Source organism: Collinsella aerofaciens, assembly GCF_027679495.1.
GTDB lineage: Bacteria > Actinomycetota > Coriobacteriia > Coriobacteriales > Coriobacteriaceae > Collinsella > Collinsella aerofaciens_AK.
In genome coordinates this window covers 47,340-62,763 of sequence record NZ_JAQEKC010000014.1, presented here as the reverse complement: position 1 = coordinate 62,763, position 15,424 = coordinate 47,340, and the positions used below count along the sequence as shown (strand labels likewise).

Annotated in this window: 13 protein-coding genes and 1 pseudogene; 11 read left to right on the top strand and 3 right to left on the bottom strand. The window is 60.8% G+C overall.

The window, feature by feature from the left end:
* The first annotated feature begins 166 nt into the window (after nucleotides 1-166).
* Complete coding sequence (locus tag PGW49_RS06675) at nucleotides 167-805, top strand: YigZ family protein (RefSeq protein WP_192923900.1); 639 nt, start codon at nucleotides 167-169, stop codon at nucleotides 803-805.
* A 67-nt stretch (nucleotides 806-872) separates the two neighbouring features.
* Here PGW49_RS06675 and PGW49_RS06670 read toward each other — a convergent pair whose 3' ends face one another.
* Nucleotides 873-1,319, bottom strand: coding sequence for a C-GCAxxG-C-C family protein (locus tag PGW49_RS06670; RefSeq protein ID WP_229089678.1), 447 nt, complete (start codon nucleotides 1,317-1,319; stop codon nucleotides 873-875).
* A gap of 230 nt (nucleotides 1,320-1,549) precedes the next feature.
* Between PGW49_RS06670 and PGW49_RS06665 the strand changes: the two genes are divergently transcribed.
* From PGW49_RS06665 to PGW49_RS06650, 4 genes and pseudogenes are all read left to right on the top strand, one after another.
* Nucleotides 1,550-2,833: an O-acetylhomoserine aminocarboxypropyltransferase/cysteine synthase family protein gene (locus tag PGW49_RS06665; RefSeq protein ID WP_195620594.1), complete on the top strand. Its 1,284-nt coding sequence runs from the start codon at nucleotides 1,550-1,552 to the stop codon at nucleotides 2,831-2,833.
* A gap of 141 nt (nucleotides 2,834-2,974) precedes the next feature.
* Nucleotides 2,975-4,279 (top strand): MFS transporter, encoded by a 1,305-nt coding sequence (locus PGW49_RS06660; protein ID WP_195620595.1) that lies wholly within the window; start codon nucleotides 2,975-2,977, stop codon nucleotides 4,277-4,279.
* Between the two features lie 157 nt (nucleotides 4,280-4,436).
* Entirely contained in the window at nucleotides 4,437-5,015 is a 579-nt protein-coding gene (locus PGW49_RS06655; RefSeq protein ID WP_055286127.1) for a xanthine phosphoribosyltransferase, read from the top strand.
* A 152-nt stretch (nucleotides 5,016-5,167) separates the two neighbouring features.
* A pseudogene (locus PGW49_RS06650) lies at nucleotides 5,168-5,479 on the top strand (peptide chain release factor-like protein); the annotation flags it as partial.
* Nucleotides 5,480-5,565: 86 nt separating this feature from the next.
* Here PGW49_RS06650 and PGW49_RS06645 read toward each other — a convergent pair.
* Entirely contained in the window at nucleotides 5,566-6,528 is a 963-nt protein-coding gene (locus PGW49_RS06645) for a diacylglycerol/lipid kinase family protein (RefSeq protein ID WP_195620596.1), read from the bottom strand.
* A gap of 87 nt (nucleotides 6,529-6,615) precedes the next feature.
* Nucleotides 6,616-8,037 (bottom strand): chloride channel protein, encoded by a 1,422-nt coding sequence (locus tag PGW49_RS06640; RefSeq protein WP_270225987.1) that lies wholly within the window; start codon nucleotides 8,035-8,037, stop codon nucleotides 6,616-6,618.
* A gap of 210 nt (nucleotides 8,038-8,247) precedes the next feature.
* Between PGW49_RS06640 and PGW49_RS06635 the strand changes: the two genes are divergently transcribed.
* From PGW49_RS06635 to PGW49_RS06610, 6 genes are all read left to right on the top strand, one after another.
* Nucleotides 8,248-9,510, top strand: coding sequence for a molybdopterin molybdotransferase MoeA (locus PGW49_RS06635; protein WP_270225985.1), 1,263 nt, complete (start codon nucleotides 8,248-8,250; stop codon nucleotides 9,508-9,510).
* A 10-nt stretch (nucleotides 9,511-9,520) separates the two neighbouring features.
* Nucleotides 9,521-10,000 carry a MogA/MoaB family molybdenum cofactor biosynthesis protein gene (locus tag PGW49_RS06630; protein ID WP_138112231.1) on the top strand — a complete coding sequence of 160 codons (480 nt, stop codon included), beginning with the start codon at nucleotides 9,521-9,523 and terminating at the stop codon, nucleotides 9,998-10,000.
* 203 nt (nucleotides 10,001-10,203) lie between these two features.
* Entirely contained in the window at nucleotides 10,204-11,079 is an 876-nt protein-coding gene (gene modA, locus PGW49_RS06625) for a molybdate ABC transporter substrate-binding protein (RefSeq protein WP_138112233.1), read from the top strand.
* 68 nt (nucleotides 11,080-11,147) lie between these two features.
* Complete coding sequence (gene modB / locus PGW49_RS06620; protein ID WP_254668695.1) at nucleotides 11,148-12,590, top strand: molybdate ABC transporter permease subunit; 1,443 nt, start codon at nucleotides 11,148-11,150, stop codon at nucleotides 12,588-12,590.
* A gap of 3 nt (nucleotides 12,591-12,593) precedes the next feature.
* Entirely contained in the window at nucleotides 12,594-13,664 is a 1,071-nt protein-coding gene (locus PGW49_RS06615; protein ID WP_138112235.1) for a sulfate/molybdate ABC transporter ATP-binding protein, read from the top strand.
* Between the two features lie 429 nt (nucleotides 13,665-14,093).
* Complete coding sequence (locus PGW49_RS06610) at nucleotides 14,094-15,377, top strand: double-cubane-cluster-containing anaerobic reductase (RefSeq protein WP_270225984.1); 1,284 nt, start codon at nucleotides 14,094-14,096, stop codon at nucleotides 15,375-15,377.
* Nucleotides 15,378-15,424 lie beyond the last annotated feature (47 nt).

Sequence of the window (15,424 nt, the reverse complement as noted above, 5' to 3'; positions counted from 1 at the left end):
GGCCACGAGCGGGGGCTCCTATCTTTTTAGTGCCCTCGGATTGGGTCATAGTGTCTGTTGGTGACGGTATCATTGGCGTTTCCGTTCTTGTTGGCGAGGTCAACGGTGCTGTCTTTGCCGTATTATTGAGGCTGTTTGTTGCTGCGCTTTATTTTGTTGAGGGGCTTTGTTGGACAGCTATTTTACTCTGCAATCGAATATTGAGGTTTCGGGCGAATTTGTGGACCGCAAGAGCCGGTTTATTGCCCAGCTGGTCCATATTGAGTCCGAGGATGAGGCGAATGCCTTTATCGAGACCGTTCGCAAACGTCATTACGACGCTCGACACAATGTTCCCGCGTGGATTTTGGTCGATGGACGCGAGCGTCAAAGCGATGACGGTGAGCCGAGCCGCACGAGCGGTATGCCGACGCTCGAGGTGTTGCGCGGCGCGGGGCTCAAAAATGTTTGCTGCGTAGTGACGCGCTATTTTGGTGGCACGCTGTTGGGGCCTGGTGGCTTGGTACGCGCCTATACCGCGGCGACGCAAGCGGCGGTGGCCGCGGCTCGGGAGGCCGGGCAGATCGTCGAGATGACGAGCGTCGTGCCTGTTGACGTGCATGTGGCCTATCCGCAGTACGAGCAGGTGCTTCGCTTGGCGCAGGATTCGGGTGCCAAGGTTTCGGATACCGATTACGCGGATGCCGTGACACTTCACTTGGTGTTTAAGGCGGGGGAGCAGGAGTCTTTTTGCGCCAGGATGCGCGAGCTTATGGCGGGGCGCGAGGAGATCGAGGTCGGTGCTCCCGTATTTGCCGAGTTCTAACGGCGACGGCCGGCGTGCTTTTGGATGGATCCCAAGCGCGCCGGCCGTCGTTTTTCTGTGCTGCCGTTTACTCGGCGAGCTGCTTTAGTACATCACAGGCGATTTCGACGGCATCGTCGATGCAGCCGGGGCAGCTGCGAAGCGGACCCTTGTCCGATCCGATGCCCTTGAGCGTGCCGCAGACGGTCGTCGTGTTCTTCTCGCCAAAACGCTTGGCGATTTCGCGCGACAGCTTGTAGGTCTGGCCCTTGGTCTTGGGGTTTTCCATGCCGTCGCTCATCACGAAGCCCATGATGGCCACGGCGCCCGAGATGGCGCCGCAGGTTTCGGTCATGCCGCCCATGCCGGCACCAAAGCCCTCGGTGAGGGTAAAGGCGATCTGGGGGTCGAGTCCGACGGCAGGCGCGAGGGTGCAGGCGACGGCTTGGGCGCAGTTAAAGCCGCGGGCGTGGTATTCGGCAGCCTGAGCCTGACAGGCGTTGATGTCGAGCTGGGCCGTATCGATTTGCTTCATCGTTGTCTCCTTGGTTACGGTGTACTCGCCTATGGTACCCGTGACGGTGCATGTAATCATCGAGAGCTTCATGTATGCCTCATTTTTATCTATCGAGCAAATGCCCAAGGCTTGAGATAAAACCCTTGATTAATTAGTCCCATAACCTACCTTTGGGATGGGTTGAGAGGGGTGCAGGGTAGCGGTATCGTGAACCGAATAAAACTAAAACCCAGGCAAGGGAGCAAGATATGAGCGAGCAGACTATCGGTACCACATGTGTTCAGGGCGGCTACCGCCCGGGTGACGCGGAGCCGCGCCAGGTGCCTATCTACCAGTCCACCACGTGGAAGTATGATACGTCCGAGCATATGGGCAAGCTGTTTGACCTGGAGGAGTCCGGTTACTTCTACAGCCGCCTGCAGAACCCCACGTGCGATCTGGTTGCTGCCAAGATCTGCGAGATGGAGGGCGGCACCGCCGCGATGCTCACGAGCTCGGGCATGGCTGCGAACTTCCTCGCCATCTTTAACGTCGCCGGTGCCGGTGATCACGTGGTTGCGTGCTCTGCCATCTACGGCGGCACCTACAACCTGCTGGCTCACACTATGGGCCGCATGGGCCTGACCTGCACGTTCGTCGCACCCGACTGCACCGATGAGGAGCTGGAGGCCGCTTTCCAGCCCAACACCAAGCTCGTCTTTGGCGAGACCATCGCTAACCCCGCGCTTGCCGTGCTCGATATTGAGCGCTTTGCCAAGGCCGCGCACGACCACGGCGTGCCGCTGATGGTCGACAACACCTTCCCGACGCCCGTGATGTGCCGTCCCTTTGAGTGGGGCGCCGACATCGTCACGCATTCCACCACCAAGTACATGGATGGTCACGCGGCCTACCTGGGCGGCGTGATCGTTGATCACGGTCAGTTTGACTGGATGGCCCATGCGGACAAGTTCCCGGGTCTCACCACGCCCGACGAGAGCTACCACGGCGTGACCTATGCCGAGAAGTTCGGCCGCGAGGGCGCCTTTATTACCAAGGCTACCGCGCAGCTCATGCGCGACCTCGGCCCCATGCAGAACCCGCAGGCGGCGTTCTTCCTGAACAGCTCGCTCGAGAGCCTGCACGTGCGTATGCCGCGCCATTGCGAGAACGGTCTGGCGGTCGCCAAGTTCCTGCAGGGCCACCCCAAAGTGCGCTTCGTGAGCTATCCGGGCCTAGAGGGCGACAAGTACTACGACATGGCTCAGAAGTACATGCCCAACGGTACCTGCGGCGTCGTGAGCTTTGGCTTTACCGGTGGTCGTGCGGCGGCCGAGACCTTTATGAAGAGTCTTAAGCTCGCCCAGATTGCCACGCACGTGGCCGATGCCCGCACCTGCTGCCTGCACCCGGCAAACGCCACCCATCGCCAGATGAACGACGAGGAGCTCATCGCCTGCGGCATCTCCGCCGATATGGTGCGCCTGTCGTGCGGCCTTGAGGATACGGCCGATTTGATTGCCGACCTTGAGCAGGCACTCGAGCAGTGCTAGGCTAGCGTGCGTGCGAGGCGTGGGACGGCTTTTCGGCTGACGACGTCCTCATAGTTCCGATTCCGTAGGCGGGACCCCGATCGTGTCCGTTTGTAGGCGATTGGGGTCCCGTTTTTGCGTTGCACGATAGAAAGGATATACATGGAGAAAACTGCCGAGCAGCTGCGCCGCGAACACATTGCCCTAGAGGGCGACACCCACGGTAAGAATAAATGGGCGATTCTGTTCACCGTGCTCGTCATGACCTTTATGGTGTGTTTGGATTCGACCGTCGTGACCGTGGCGCTGCCCGTGATGCAAAAGGAGCTGGGCGTGGGCCTCGATCGCATTCAGCTGGTGAGCTCGGTGTACCTGCTTGCGACATGCGTGGCTATGTTGCCGTTTGGCCGTCTGGGTGACGTGCGCGGCAAGGTGAATGTGTTCCAGCTGGGTGTCATCGTCTTTTCGGTCGGTTCGCTGCTGTGCGGCCTTTCGGCCTCGCTCGAGGTTCTTATCCTGGCACGCATTGTTCAGGGCGTCGGTTGCGCGGCGGCCATGGCTAACAACATGGGTATCATCACCGAGTCGTTTCCGGCGCGCGAACGAGGCCGTGCTATGGGTATTCTCGCGACCTTTGTGGCCCTCGGCATGATGTGTGGCCCCGTGCTCGGCGGCATGCTGGTGGCAAGCTTTCCTTGGGAGAGCATCTTCCTCATCAACCTGCCCATTGGCGTCATCTCGTTTATCGTGGGGCTCTACACGCTGCCGCATGTAAAGCCGGAGGCCGGCGAGCGCCCCATGTCGCTGGCGGAGGCCGCGCGTCGCTGCTTTGCAAATTCGGCCTTCACCATCAACCTTGCCTGCATGCTCATCGTGTTCGTTGGTATTGGCGCATCCGAGTTTATCCTGCCGTTCTATTTTCAGGACGCCCACGGCTTTGGTTCCGACATTTCCGGATTGCTGTTTTTGGCGCTGCCGATGGTGAATGCCTTTATCGGCCCGCTTTCGGGTGCGGTTTCGGACCGTGTTGGCTGCGAGGGTCCCACGGCGGTCGGCCTGGGCGTGTACGTGTGCGGGCTCTTTGCGGTAAGTACGCTCGACGAGCACTCTTCCATCCCTGTGATTGTGTGCTGTGCCGCGTTTATGTCGTGCGGTACGTCGATTTTCCAGAGCCCCAACAACTCGCTGTATATGGGCTCGGCTCCGCGCGAAGCGCTCGGCTTTGCGGGCAGCCTGGGTAGTTTGGCACGCTACGCCGGCATGGCGCTCGGCATTACGGCGGCGTCGCATATCCTGTATGGGCAGATGAGCGTGGCAATGGGCGAGGCCGTGACCAGTTTTGTTACAGGTCGTCCGGACGTATTCCTATTCGGCTTTCGCTCGGTGTTCTACGTACTCATGGCTGTGGCCGCCGTGGGCTTTGCGCTTGCCATGGTGCGTTTGGTGAAGATGCGCGCCCGCCATTAGCATGTTGGGAGGCTGTCTGCCACGATTCGCGCCGTCCCAAAAAGACTGGTTTGTGGTGCGATGTGGCTTGTGGGGCGGGCGGGGGTCGGTCCGTGGTAGACTATCGAACAACGTTTATTAATCGCGCGGTATCGTTGCCGCGAGAAGGGGTTGCGCCATGCAGGAGCTTGAGGATCGTATTCGCCATGACGGCATCGTAAAGGCCGGTAACGTCCTTAAGGTTGATGCCTTCCTCAACCACCAGTGCGACGTTGAGCTGTTCGACCACATGGGCGCCGAATGGGCCCGTCTGTTCGAGGGTGTCGAGATCAACAAGATCCTGACGATTGAGGCTTCGGGTATTGGTATGGCCTGCATCGCAGCTCAGCATTTTGGCGGCGTGCCGGTGGTCTTTGCAAAGAAGGCCCAGTCCATCAACCTTGACGGCGAGCAGTATGCCACGACCATCTACTCCTTTACCAAGCAGAAGGAGTACCCGGTCATTGTCGGCAAGCGCTTTCTGTCCGAGGGCGATAAGGTCCTGATTATCGACGACTTCCTGGCCAACGGCTGCGCGCTTGAGGGCCTTATTAAGATCTGCGAGGCTGCGGGCGCCGAAGTTGCCGGCATTGGCATTGCCGTTGAGAAGGGCTTCCAGGGCGGCGGCGATAAGCTCCGTAAGCGCGGCTTCCGCGTTGAGAGCTTGGCCCGTATCGCCGATATGGACTGCGAGAACGGCGAGATCACCTTCGCCTAAGCGCGCAACATAAGCGATTGGTATGCGATGTGACAAAGGGACTGTCCCTTTGTCACATTTTTTGTATGAGGGGAGGTGTTGATATGGACGAGAACAAGATGGGCTGGCGCGAGTATGCGCGCTTTGCCGAGATGTCGGTTGAGGAGCTGGCGCGCGATTGCGAGGTACAGGTGTTTCGCGCGACGGGTCCGGGTGGGCAGGGCGTGAACACGACGGACTCTGCGGTGCGCATGAAACATGGGCCCACGGGGATTGTCGTGACGGCGCGTGAGAGCCGCAGCCAGTTTCAGAATCGCGCGAGCTGCCTGCGTAAGCTGCGCGCTGAGCTTGAGCGTCGCGGGCGTCCACCGCGTCGACGCGTAAAGACCAAGGTGCCTCAGCGCTCTCGCCAGCGCAGGCTTAATGACAAGCACTTCAACGCCATTAAAAAGGCCAACCGTCGCAAGCCGGGCGGGGAGGAATAGCCTCCTCGTAAGTTGCGGTGAAATAGGGACTGTTTATGCAGCTAAAGCCCTAAGACAGTCCCTATTTCACCGCAACTTAGGTGGGGTTAGCGGGTGGGGTGCCAGACCTCGAGGGCGCCGGCGAGGATGTCGACCTCGATGCGTGAGGCGACAACGGGCTCGCCGTCGGCCTGGATGGGGTAGTCGGGCTCCTCCAAGGTGAGCGCGGCATGGCGGCATCGGCGCATGCGAACCGGTGGCAACTTGGTATGGTGGCCGTCCTTAGCCGAAAGAAACATAGGCAGGGCAACCGCGCGAGGGACGGGGCCGCAGGCGTAGCAGACGTCGAGCATGCCGTCGCAGGGGTCGGCATCGGGGCAGATACGATAGCCCGAGCCATACGTGGGGCCCAGCTGAATCGCCATGATGATCGCCCTCACGCGCTCGGCGGGCGCGTCGTCAAAGCTGGCTGTCATGGGGTAATTGCGATAGCGTAGGCCAAACTGCTCAAGTCCCGAGAGAGTGTAGAGCGGAGTGCCGGCGAGACCCGTCTTTTTGCGCAGCTCGGTGGTGCCCAGGCCGATGGCGGCATCGATGCCGATCGAAAGCGTCTGGTCGTAGTACTCAACGGAAGCCTCGCCGCTACCGCTTGCGGGGTTCCATGAGCGAATGCGCCCGATGTCCTGACGCTGCAGCTCGCAGGAGAGCAGCGCGCCAAAATCCTTACCGGAGAAATCGTCGATGCCGAGTGTTTGGGCAAAATCGTTGCCGGAGCCCACGGGTAGGATGGCGAGAGCGGGGCGGACCGCCTCATCCTGCGTCATAAGCCCGTTGACGACCTCGTGAATCACGCCGTCGCCGCCAAGGGCGATAACGGTGCGATAGCCCTGAGCCTGTGCGGCAAGCTCCTTGGCGTGTCCCATGCGCTCGGTTAGCACCAGGTCAAACTGGGATGCGCGTGCAGTCATGTCCATAAAGCGTTGCAGGCGCTCGGCAACTTCGCGCGCCGCACCCAACTGGGCGGCTGGGTTGGCGATGATGAGCGTGAGGCCAAAATCAGTTGCGTGCATGGGGCGACTCCCGGCGTATGACGTGACGGTGCGGTCGCGCTCAGGTCGAATTGCCCCCGATTGTGGCTGCACGTCGAATACTTACGTCTACTCTATCAGGTCGTTGTGGCGCTCGATAGCATCCGCTACCGTACCGCCCTCATCTACAATAAGCGAACGGCGCTTGGGCGAGATAATGCGCTGGGCGGGGTACACGCCGCGGTGTCCGGCGGTTAGGTAGCTGATAAAGGCCACGATGACAAAGAACCCGGCAGCCGTGCCGTGGAACAGGTCGATGGCCATCATACAGGTGGTGATAGGCACGTTAAGGCCGGCGCAGAACACGCCGAGCATGCCCAGCGCTGCCAGAAAGCTGGGATCGATTCCGACGAGGCAACCTATCCAGCCGCCGAGCGCCGCACCGATGCCAAACAGGGGCGTGACCTCGCCGCCTTGGAAGCCCGCGCCCAGGGTAAGCGCTGTGACGACCAACTTGATGGCTGCGTCCGCCAGGGTGGTGTTGCCGGCAAATCCGGCGCCGGAAAGCCACGTGGAAAGGCCGGCGTAGTTCCAGGCGTCGAGGAGGGCATAGGCGGCCAAAACCACGAGTGCGCCGATGAGTGCGCGAACGAGGTAATTGGTGATAAAGCGACCGTAGAGGCTCTTGACGGTTCGAACCGACCAGGCAAAGAGGCGTGCCGTCAGACCGAAGATAATTGCGCTGATAACAACGATGACGACCGTTTTGGGCGTCATAGCGGGAACGCTGGCGATGACATTCGCCTCGTACTCGGTACCTAGGGCGAGTGATGTAAAGTAGCCGGTAAACGAGGCGACCAGGCAGTAGATGCCCGCGGTGTAGTCGATCTTGCCGATAAAGCACATCTCCATGCCAAAGAAAGCCCCGGCAAGGGGCGAGCCGAATACGGCGCCAAAGGCCGACGAGATGCCGGCGAGCATGAGGTCGTGGTGGTCATGCTTTTTGAGGTGGGCGAGGCTCGAGATGTTGCTGGCGATGGTGCCGCCAATCTGCACCGCAGCTCCCTCGCGACCGGCCGATCCGCCCGTTAGGTGCGTGAGCGTGGAGCAGACGAAGGTGAGGACGGCCATGCGCATATGGATGAGGCGGGTGCCCAGAGCGGAGTCGATGACCAGGTTGTTACCGCGTTTGGCGGCGAGACCGTGGTTTTTGTACACCCATGCGGTGACAACGCCCACAACGGGAAGCAGCGCGTAAATCCACGCATGCTGCTCGCGATAGTCGGTCGCGATATTCAACGAGGCCAAAAACGCCCAAGCGGCAACGCCCATGGCGAGCGAGACGATGACGACGAGTGCGAGCAACTTGGCGCTCGCGAGTAGGTTGCGGGCGTTGCGGCGCGTGTCGGCAGCCAAGAGATGCTCAGAGCGGGTGAGCTGATGCCTGCCTGCCGCGATGACGTCGTTCAGAGAGAAAAAACCGCCTTCGTCGAGCGGCTGGGAATGATCCTGCGCTTCGTTTGCGCTTTCGGGTTTGTCGTTATGAGCCATACGTTCCTCTTTTAGGTTGCAACGCAAGCATTATAAAACGCGGTAAACGCGACGAGCCGGTGGGTTGGTTTCCGTTCTGTTTCGCGGCCTGCAACTGACAGGTGTATTTGCGGGTGCAGGCCGAGTCGCGGTCGTGCGTCGGGGGATTATACTGAGACAAGCATAAAGAATCGGCGCCCCTGTTGTGCGCCGTGGCATTAAGAGGTGCATATGGCAGAGAAACTCATTCCGCTGGAGGACGCGCAGTCGATTGTCCTGTCGCACGTTGCTCCGACCGATCTCGTCGAGATTCCCGTGTGGCAGGCCGCCGGTCTTCCCTTGGCCGAGGACGCGGTGGCCGATATCGACATCTCGCCGTTTGCCAACAGCGCCATGGACGGGTATGCCGTGCGCTCGGCGGACTTGGCGCAGGCATCTGGCGAGGCGCCGGTGACGCTCGATGTTATCGGACATGAGGCCGCGGGTCATGTGTTTGGGGACGCAATCGGCGCGGGCGAGACGGTCCGCATCATGACGGGCGCGCCGGTGCCCGAGGGTGCCGATGCCGTGGTGAAGTACGAGATCGTCGATGTGCTCGACGGTGACGGCAACGAGGGCTCGCGTGTGAGGTTTTTGGCGCCGGCCAAGGTGGGGAAGAACGTTCGCTCTGCCGCCGAGGAGGCCCATGCCGGCGAAGTCGTGATGCGTGCTGGCGAGGTTGTGACTCCGGCCGGCGCCGGCCTGCTGGCAAGCGCCGGTTACGCGAGCGTGAAGGTCCATGCCGCTCCGCGCGTGGGCATTATCTCGCTGGGCACGGAGCTGGTCGCGCCGGGTGAGCTGCCGGCGCGCGGGCAGATTCGCGACTCCAACTCCTCGGCGCTGATGGCCGAGGCGCTCGATGCCGGCGCCGAGCCCGTGTTCTACGGTATTGCGCCCGACGATGAGCAGGCGATTGGCGAGCTGGTGCATCGCGCCACGCGAGAGTGCGATTTTGTCATTACGAGCGGCGGCGCCTCGGCGGGCGATTACGACTACGTGACGGCGCTCGTCCGGCGCGAGGGCGTGGTGCTGTTCGATCGCATCTCGATGCGTCCGGGCAAGGCCATCACGTTTGGCTTGCTCGGGGGCAAGCCCTACCTAGGGCTTTCAGGCAATCCGGCCGCGGCGTATGTGGGCTTTGAGATGCTCGCCCGCCCGGCGATTCGCAAGATGCGCGGCTTTGCCGAGGGTACGCGTCCCGTGCAGCAGGCGACGCTCACGCACGGCGTGAAAAAGCGACAGCATCGCCGCTTCTTCGATCGCGCCACGGTTTTGCGCGACCCCGAGACCGGTGAGTTGTTGGTGACCGAGGCTAAGACACAGAATTCGGCGTTGCTTGGAACTATGCAGCGTGCGAACTGCCTGTTGCGTATTGACGAAGGACCGTGCGAGCTCAAGGCGGGAGATGCCGTGGACGTTGTTCGCGTCGACCTGCCCGAGGGCGCCGTGTTGTAGGAGGAATGCTATGGAGCTGAAGACATCGATCGTGACGTGCTCGGATACGCGCGATCTTGCCCAGGACGAGGCTGGAGCCGCACTCGAGGAACTTATCGAGGCACAGGGCTGGACGGTCGCCTCACATGTGGTCGTGCGCGACGACGTCAGCGAGATTGGTGATGCCATTGTGGAAGCTGCCGATGAGTGCCACGCCAATGTCGTGCTCACCTGCGGCGGCACGGGGCTTTCGATGCGAGATGTGACGCCCGAGGCGACGCGTGCCGTCTGCGACCGCGATGTGCCGGGTATTGCAGAGGCAATCCGCGCGTATTCGATGACCAAGACGCGCCGCGCCATGCTCTCGCGCGCTATTTGCATGCAACGAGGTCATACACTTGTCGTAAACTTTCCCGGTTCTACGAAGGCCGCCCGCGAAAGCTGGGAGGCCATAGCAGACCAGCTGGAGCATGCGGCTCAGATGACAGCTGGCGGCGGACATACCAACTAAGCGGTTTACCTGCGGCGGGGCGACCTGAACGGCTGCTCCGCCTTTGTTTTCCGCCGAAGCGACGCCGAGATGCACGGTAATTCGGAACTATATTCTCTGACGAGAATAATTTCTCACTATCATTATTCGCGCAGAAGTATAATCTGATTGCAGATTAAAGCCCGCGGTGGGGTACCCGGGCATAGCGTTCGAAAGGGTTGAACATGTTCGATATGGTTTCTCGCCGCGGATTCGTTTCGCTTTCTGCTGTCGCCGCTGCCGGCCTTGGTCTTGCCGGCTGTTCGGGCAGCAAGACGTCCGAGCCGGCCGGATCCGATGCCGGCTCCGTCAAGTCTTCCTCTAAGAAGAAGGCTGTCGAGCTGCAGGTCTTTGCCGCTAACTCGCTCGAGAAAGCTCTGCCCGAGGTTCAGGAGCTCTACACCGAGCAGACCGGCACCACGTTTGCCGACACGCAGTTTAAGGCGTCTGGCGACCTTGTCGAGCAGATGCGCGCCGGTGCCGCCGTCGACGTGCTCATCACGGCCTCCAAGGGCACCATGGACGACGCCGAAGCCGCCGAGCTCGTCGATGCCGACACGCGTGAGGACATGTTCGTCAACGACCTCGTGATCATTCGCGCCGAGGGCTCCGATACTAAGGTCGAGGCCATCGCCGACGTCGCGAATCTGGACGGTAAGATTGCCATTGGCGACGCCAAGACCGTCCCCGCCGGCAAGTACGCCAACCAGGCGCTGGCTTCCGTGGGCCTCTATACCGGTACCGAGGGCGACGACGGCGAGTACGCGCCCGAGCTCGCCGACAAGGTAGCCCTGGCCGACAAGGTCGGCACCGCTGCGTCTTACGTCTCTACAGGCGACTGCGTGGCGGGTTTTGTCTACAGCTCCGATATCTTCCGCTACGACGGCATCGAGGAGGCCTTCGTGTGCCCCGAGGACTCGCACAAGCCCATCGTGTATCCCGGTGCCGTCGCCGAGAGCTCCGAGCACGCCGACGAGGCCAAGGCGTTCATCGACTTCTGCCTGACCAACAAGAAGGCCCAGAAGATTTGGGGCAAGTACGGCTTTGAGCTTTCCGAGTAGTGCGGCTTGGCGCGATAATTCCATCGTTTTGTGTTTCACTCCGTCCTTGTATTCGCTTGGAGCTTTTCGTGCTTAATAGATTCCGCATGCTTGTCGCCTGTGCTTTGACCTTCGCGCTTTGCTGGGTGCCGGGATTTGCGTTTGCCGGGGACGCCGAGGACGGGGCCCAGGTTGCTGCGACCGCTCATGGGCTTTCCTATGGAATCGAGGGTTTTGAGCGGTTGGCGAAGGGGACCGCTCGTGCCATGGAGGGCCAGCCTGAGGGCTACCGGTTTCCCGTTGACGAGGATGTGGACCTTGTAGTGGCGCCTGCTGCCGATCGCGTTGTGGCGTGGATATCGCCCAAGGCGGTCGAGAAGTATAGATTGGATCCGCAGGACAACGAGTGCGTATCGGGTCTCAAGGCCCTCGTCTGTGACCTCGACAGCGCAAACTGCATGGGAGGTGCGCGGCTGGGGGACGTGGATCTTCCTTGGTATGTCACGGCGGAAACAACGTTTGATGCCGGCGGGTATACCTATGGCTTTGATGAGCGCGGTGCGGATGGGGACCGCTATGTGGTGATTGCATCAGCCTCGGGTGATGCCAAGGGCGGCGCGCGTTGGCTTGATAGCGCTCAAATGGTAGAGGCGTCGTCTGTCATGTTGCGGGATGAGCAAGGGCCCTTGACCTCTCTGGTCTCCTTTTTGGGCGACATCGACTATCGCCCGTTTTGGGTGTCCATTAAAACGAGCGGCCTTGCCCTGGTGATCTCCCTTGCGCTGGGCCTGTTCGCCGCGTGGAAGACTATGGGTACCTCGAGTCGCATCAAGGGCCTGCTCGACTCGGTCTTTACCATCCCCATGGTGTTGCCGCCCACGGTCTGCGGCTTTTTGCTGCTTATGCTGTTTGGTCGCTCGACCGGGGTGGGCCAGTGGCTGATTGCGCACGGCGTCTCGATTGTCTTTACGTGGCCGGCGGCGGTGATCTCTGCCGTGGTGGTATCGTTCCCTCTGGTCTACCGTACGGCGCTCGGCGCCTTTGAGAGCCTCGACACGCAGATGCTTGACGCCGCGCGAACCCTGGGATGGTCCGAGCGTCGCATCTTTGCCAAGCTTATGATGCCGCTTGGGTGGCCTTCTATTGCTGCTGGTACGGTCCTCGCCTTTGCCCGCGCGATGGGAGAGTTTGGCTGCACGCTGTTCTTTGCGGGCAACTACGCCGGCATTACGCAGACCATCCCCATCGCCATCTATTTTGAGTGGATGGGCGGCAATACGTCGGTCGCGCTCTTCTGGGTCGTGGTCGTAATTGCGTTCAGCTTCCTGGTCATCCTGTTCATTAACATGTACACCGCCCATTCGCAAAAGTATCGCGAGCGGGGCCTTTCCCATGCGGGGCGCAAGCAGGCCAAAGACCTCGCCGGACAGGGTGATTCGCTCGACCCGGCGGGCGGCGATGCCCTGCGAATCGATCGCGAGGCGCTGGCCGAGCTTATGCGCGATGACGCGGTTGCGAAGGGAGGTCGATAGGCCATGTCGCTCGTTCTGGATATTAAAAAGCGCTATCCCGGGTTTATGCTCGACATGCAGCTTGAGGCCGGCGAGGAGCGTGTGGCGCTGCTCGGTGCCTCGGGTTGCGGCAAGAGCTGCACCTTGCGCTGCATTGCCGGTGTGGAGACGCCCGACGAGGGCAAGATCGTCGTCAACGGCGTGACCTTTTTTGACTCGGCGGCGGGCATCAACCTGTCGCCCCAGGAGCGCAAATGCGCCCTGCTGTTCCAAAACTATCAGCTGTTTCCCAACATGACGGTGGCCGATAACGTATGTGCCGGCGTAAAGGACGCGGGCGACGCCGCGGCGCGTAAAAAACTTGCCGAGCGCTACCTGGGCATCTTTGGCCTAGCCGATTTTGCCGACCGCTATCCCGCGCGCCTCTCGGGCGGTCAGCAGCAACGTGTGGCGCTTGCCCGTATGGTGGCGGCTCACCCGGGCATCTTTATGTTCGACGAGCCCATGAGCGCACTCGATTCCTATCTTAAGAGCGCCCTCGAACAGAACATGCTCGACCTGTTCGATGTATGCAACCGCACCGTGCTCTATGTGAGCCACGACATCGACGAAGCGTGCCGCCTGTGCCAGCGCATCTGCGTGATGCACGACGGGCATGTTGAGGAGATCGGCTCCGTCGAGGACGTGGTCCGCCGTCCGCAGACGCTGGCGGCGCTGCGCCTGACGGGCTGCAAGAACACAAGCCGGGCGCGCAAGATCGGCGACGAAGAAGTTGAGGCGCTCGATTGGGGCATGACCTTTAACGTGGGTCGCGAGGTTCCCGATAATGTGGCGTACCTGGGCATTCGCGCGAGCTACTTCCATGTGGACAACCGTGCCGAGCGGGGTCGCAACAGCTACGACCTGCACGTGGCGCGCGTGAGCGATTCGCGTTTTGAGCGCCTGGTGCTGTTGGATGCGCCGCGGGCCGATGCGCCAACGCGTCTGCAGTGGAAGGTCAACAAATTGAGCGTACCAGCGGATGGGTTACCGCAAGAAGGCGAGACCCTGCGTATGCATTTTGATGCCAGCAGGATCCATCTGGTTTGTCGGTAGCGCCGGGTAATGCCGTCGGGGATATAAGTCTCGGCGGCTTTGTCTTGCCGTTCGCCGAATGAAGGATGACAAACTCTTATCAACACAGATAATTATTTATTAAACGGCGGCACACGACGCTGTCGTACGAATGTCAACGGTGTTCGCATGGTCGACGACCGTTGATATAGTTGACCTTAACTTGTAAAGGAGGACGCGCACATGCCGCAGACGACATACATTCGCCGCGTTGCCGCGCGCGCCCTGTATATGGCTCGGAGTCGCATATGAGCAGGTATGTTCACGGCTCCGGGAGAGACGACGCACAACTAAATAATCGACCGCAAAGCAGGTTCCCCAAAATTCCGGGTTTAGGCACGGCTGGGTTTTCGCCGCCCACCGTGCAGCAATACCGTAGTTATCCGTATTTGGTTCGAGAGGGGAACCGTCATGGCTGAAGAATTTGATTTCCATCCGATGTGGGAGAGCCTCGGCATGAATCTTGCCGACCACGATATGCTGCTGGGCGCCGTGGGCCAGATGTACGGCGATATGTTCCTGACGCAGAACAATCGCCCCAAGTCCACGTCCTACCTGGATTTTGTCGCCACCAACATCCACAGCGGCCGTATTAAGGAGATGCTCGACAAGAAGGAGGCCGGCGAGGCCACCAAGATCGTCGGTTCGTTCTGTGTGTACGTGCCCGAGGAGATCGTGCTTGCCTGCGATGGCATCCCCGTTGGCCTGTGCTCGGGTGCCGACTGGGCGACCGACAAGGTCGAGGAGCATCTGCCGCGCAACACCTGCCCGCTCATCAAGAGCTTTGCCGGCTTTAAGCTGGGCGAGGTCTGCCCCTACATTGAGTCGAGTGATCTGGTGGTGGGCGAGAACACCTGCGATTGCAAGAAGAAGGCCTACGAGTTCTTTGCCACGCAAAAGAACATGTACGTCATGGATATCCCCAACGTGCACGACGAGTCGACGCTCGTGACCTGGAAGGCCGAGGTTAAAAAGCTTGCCGCCAAGATCGAGGAAGAGTGCGGCGTCAAGATTACGCCCGAGCGCCTGAAGGCTGCCATCCACGCCGTCAACGAGAAGCGTCGCGCCCTGCAGCGTCTGGCTGCCACGCGCGCTGCCGATCCGGCGCCCATCAGCGGTCTCGACAGCCTGCTGACCGTTCAGGCCGCCTTTATGGACGACACGCCGCGTCTGACCGGAGCCATCAACGAGATGGCCGCCGAGTGCGAGCAGCGCGTTGAGGCCGGCGAGGGCGTGGCGCCCAAGGGGACCAAGCGCATCCTGTACACCGGCACGCCCATGGCCGTGCCCAACTGGAAGCTGTTCAACCTCATCGAGAAGGCCGGCGGCGTTGTGGTAGGCGAGGAGTCCTGCACGGGCTCGCGCTACTACAAGGACCTGGTCGACGAGTCCGGTGAGACGGTCGACGAGATGCTCGACGCCATCGCCGAGCGCTACTTTAAGATTAACTGCGCCGTCTTTACGCCCAACGATCAGCGTATGAAGGACATTGTCCAGATGGCCAAGGACTTGCATGCCGACGGCATCGTCGACGTGGCCCTGCAGTTCTGCACGCTCTACGAGATGGAGTCGTTTGCCGTGGAGAAGGCTGCCGAGGAGGCCGGCATTCCGTTTATGCACATCACGACCGACTACGCCGGCGAGGATGCAGGCCAACTGCAAACCAGGATTGAGGCTTTCTTGGAAACCATTTAGGGGTATCCGTCCCGGCGGCTTCCCCAGGCACCCGATCTTGCCGTTCA

Bases quoted from the DNA above. Each gene is read 5' to 3' on its own strand.
- PGW49_RS06665 (WP_195620594.1), top strand. From the start codon at position 1,550: ATGAGCGAGCAGACTATCGGTACCACATGTGTTCAGGGCGGCTACCGC.
- PGW49_RS06640 (WP_270225987.1), bottom strand. From the start codon at position 8,037: ATGGCTCATAACGACAAACCCGAAAGCGCAAACGAAGCGCAGGATCAT.
- modA (WP_138112233.1), top strand. From the start codon at position 10,204: ATGTTCGATATGGTTTCTCGCCGCGGATTCGTTTCGCTTTCTGCTGTC.
- PGW49_RS06610 (WP_270225984.1), top strand. From the start codon at position 14,094: ATGGCTGAAGAATTTGATTTCCATCCGATGTGGGAGAGCCTCGGCATG.
- PGW49_RS06660 (WP_195620595.1), top strand. From the start codon at position 2,975: ATGGAGAAAACTGCCGAGCAGCTGCGCCGCGAACACATTGCCCTAGAG.
- PGW49_RS06655 (WP_055286127.1), top strand. From the start codon at position 4,437: ATGCAGGAGCTTGAGGATCGTATTCGCCATGACGGCATCGTAAAGGCC.
- PGW49_RS06630 (WP_138112231.1), top strand. From the start codon at position 9,521: ATGGAGCTGAAGACATCGATCGTGACGTGCTCGGATACGCGCGATCTT.
- PGW49_RS06645 (WP_195620596.1), bottom strand. From the start codon at position 6,528: ATGCACGCAACTGATTTTGGCCTCACGCTCATCATCGCCAACCCAGCC.
- PGW49_RS06635 (WP_270225985.1), top strand. From the start codon at position 8,248: ATGGCAGAGAAACTCATTCCGCTGGAGGACGCGCAGTCGATTGTCCTG.
- PGW49_RS06670 (WP_229089678.1), bottom strand. From the start codon at position 1,319: ATGAAGCAAATCGATACGGCCCAGCTCGACATCAACGCCTGTCAGGCT.
- PGW49_RS06615 (WP_138112235.1), top strand. From the start codon at position 12,594: ATGTCGCTCGTTCTGGATATTAAAAAGCGCTATCCCGGGTTTATGCTC.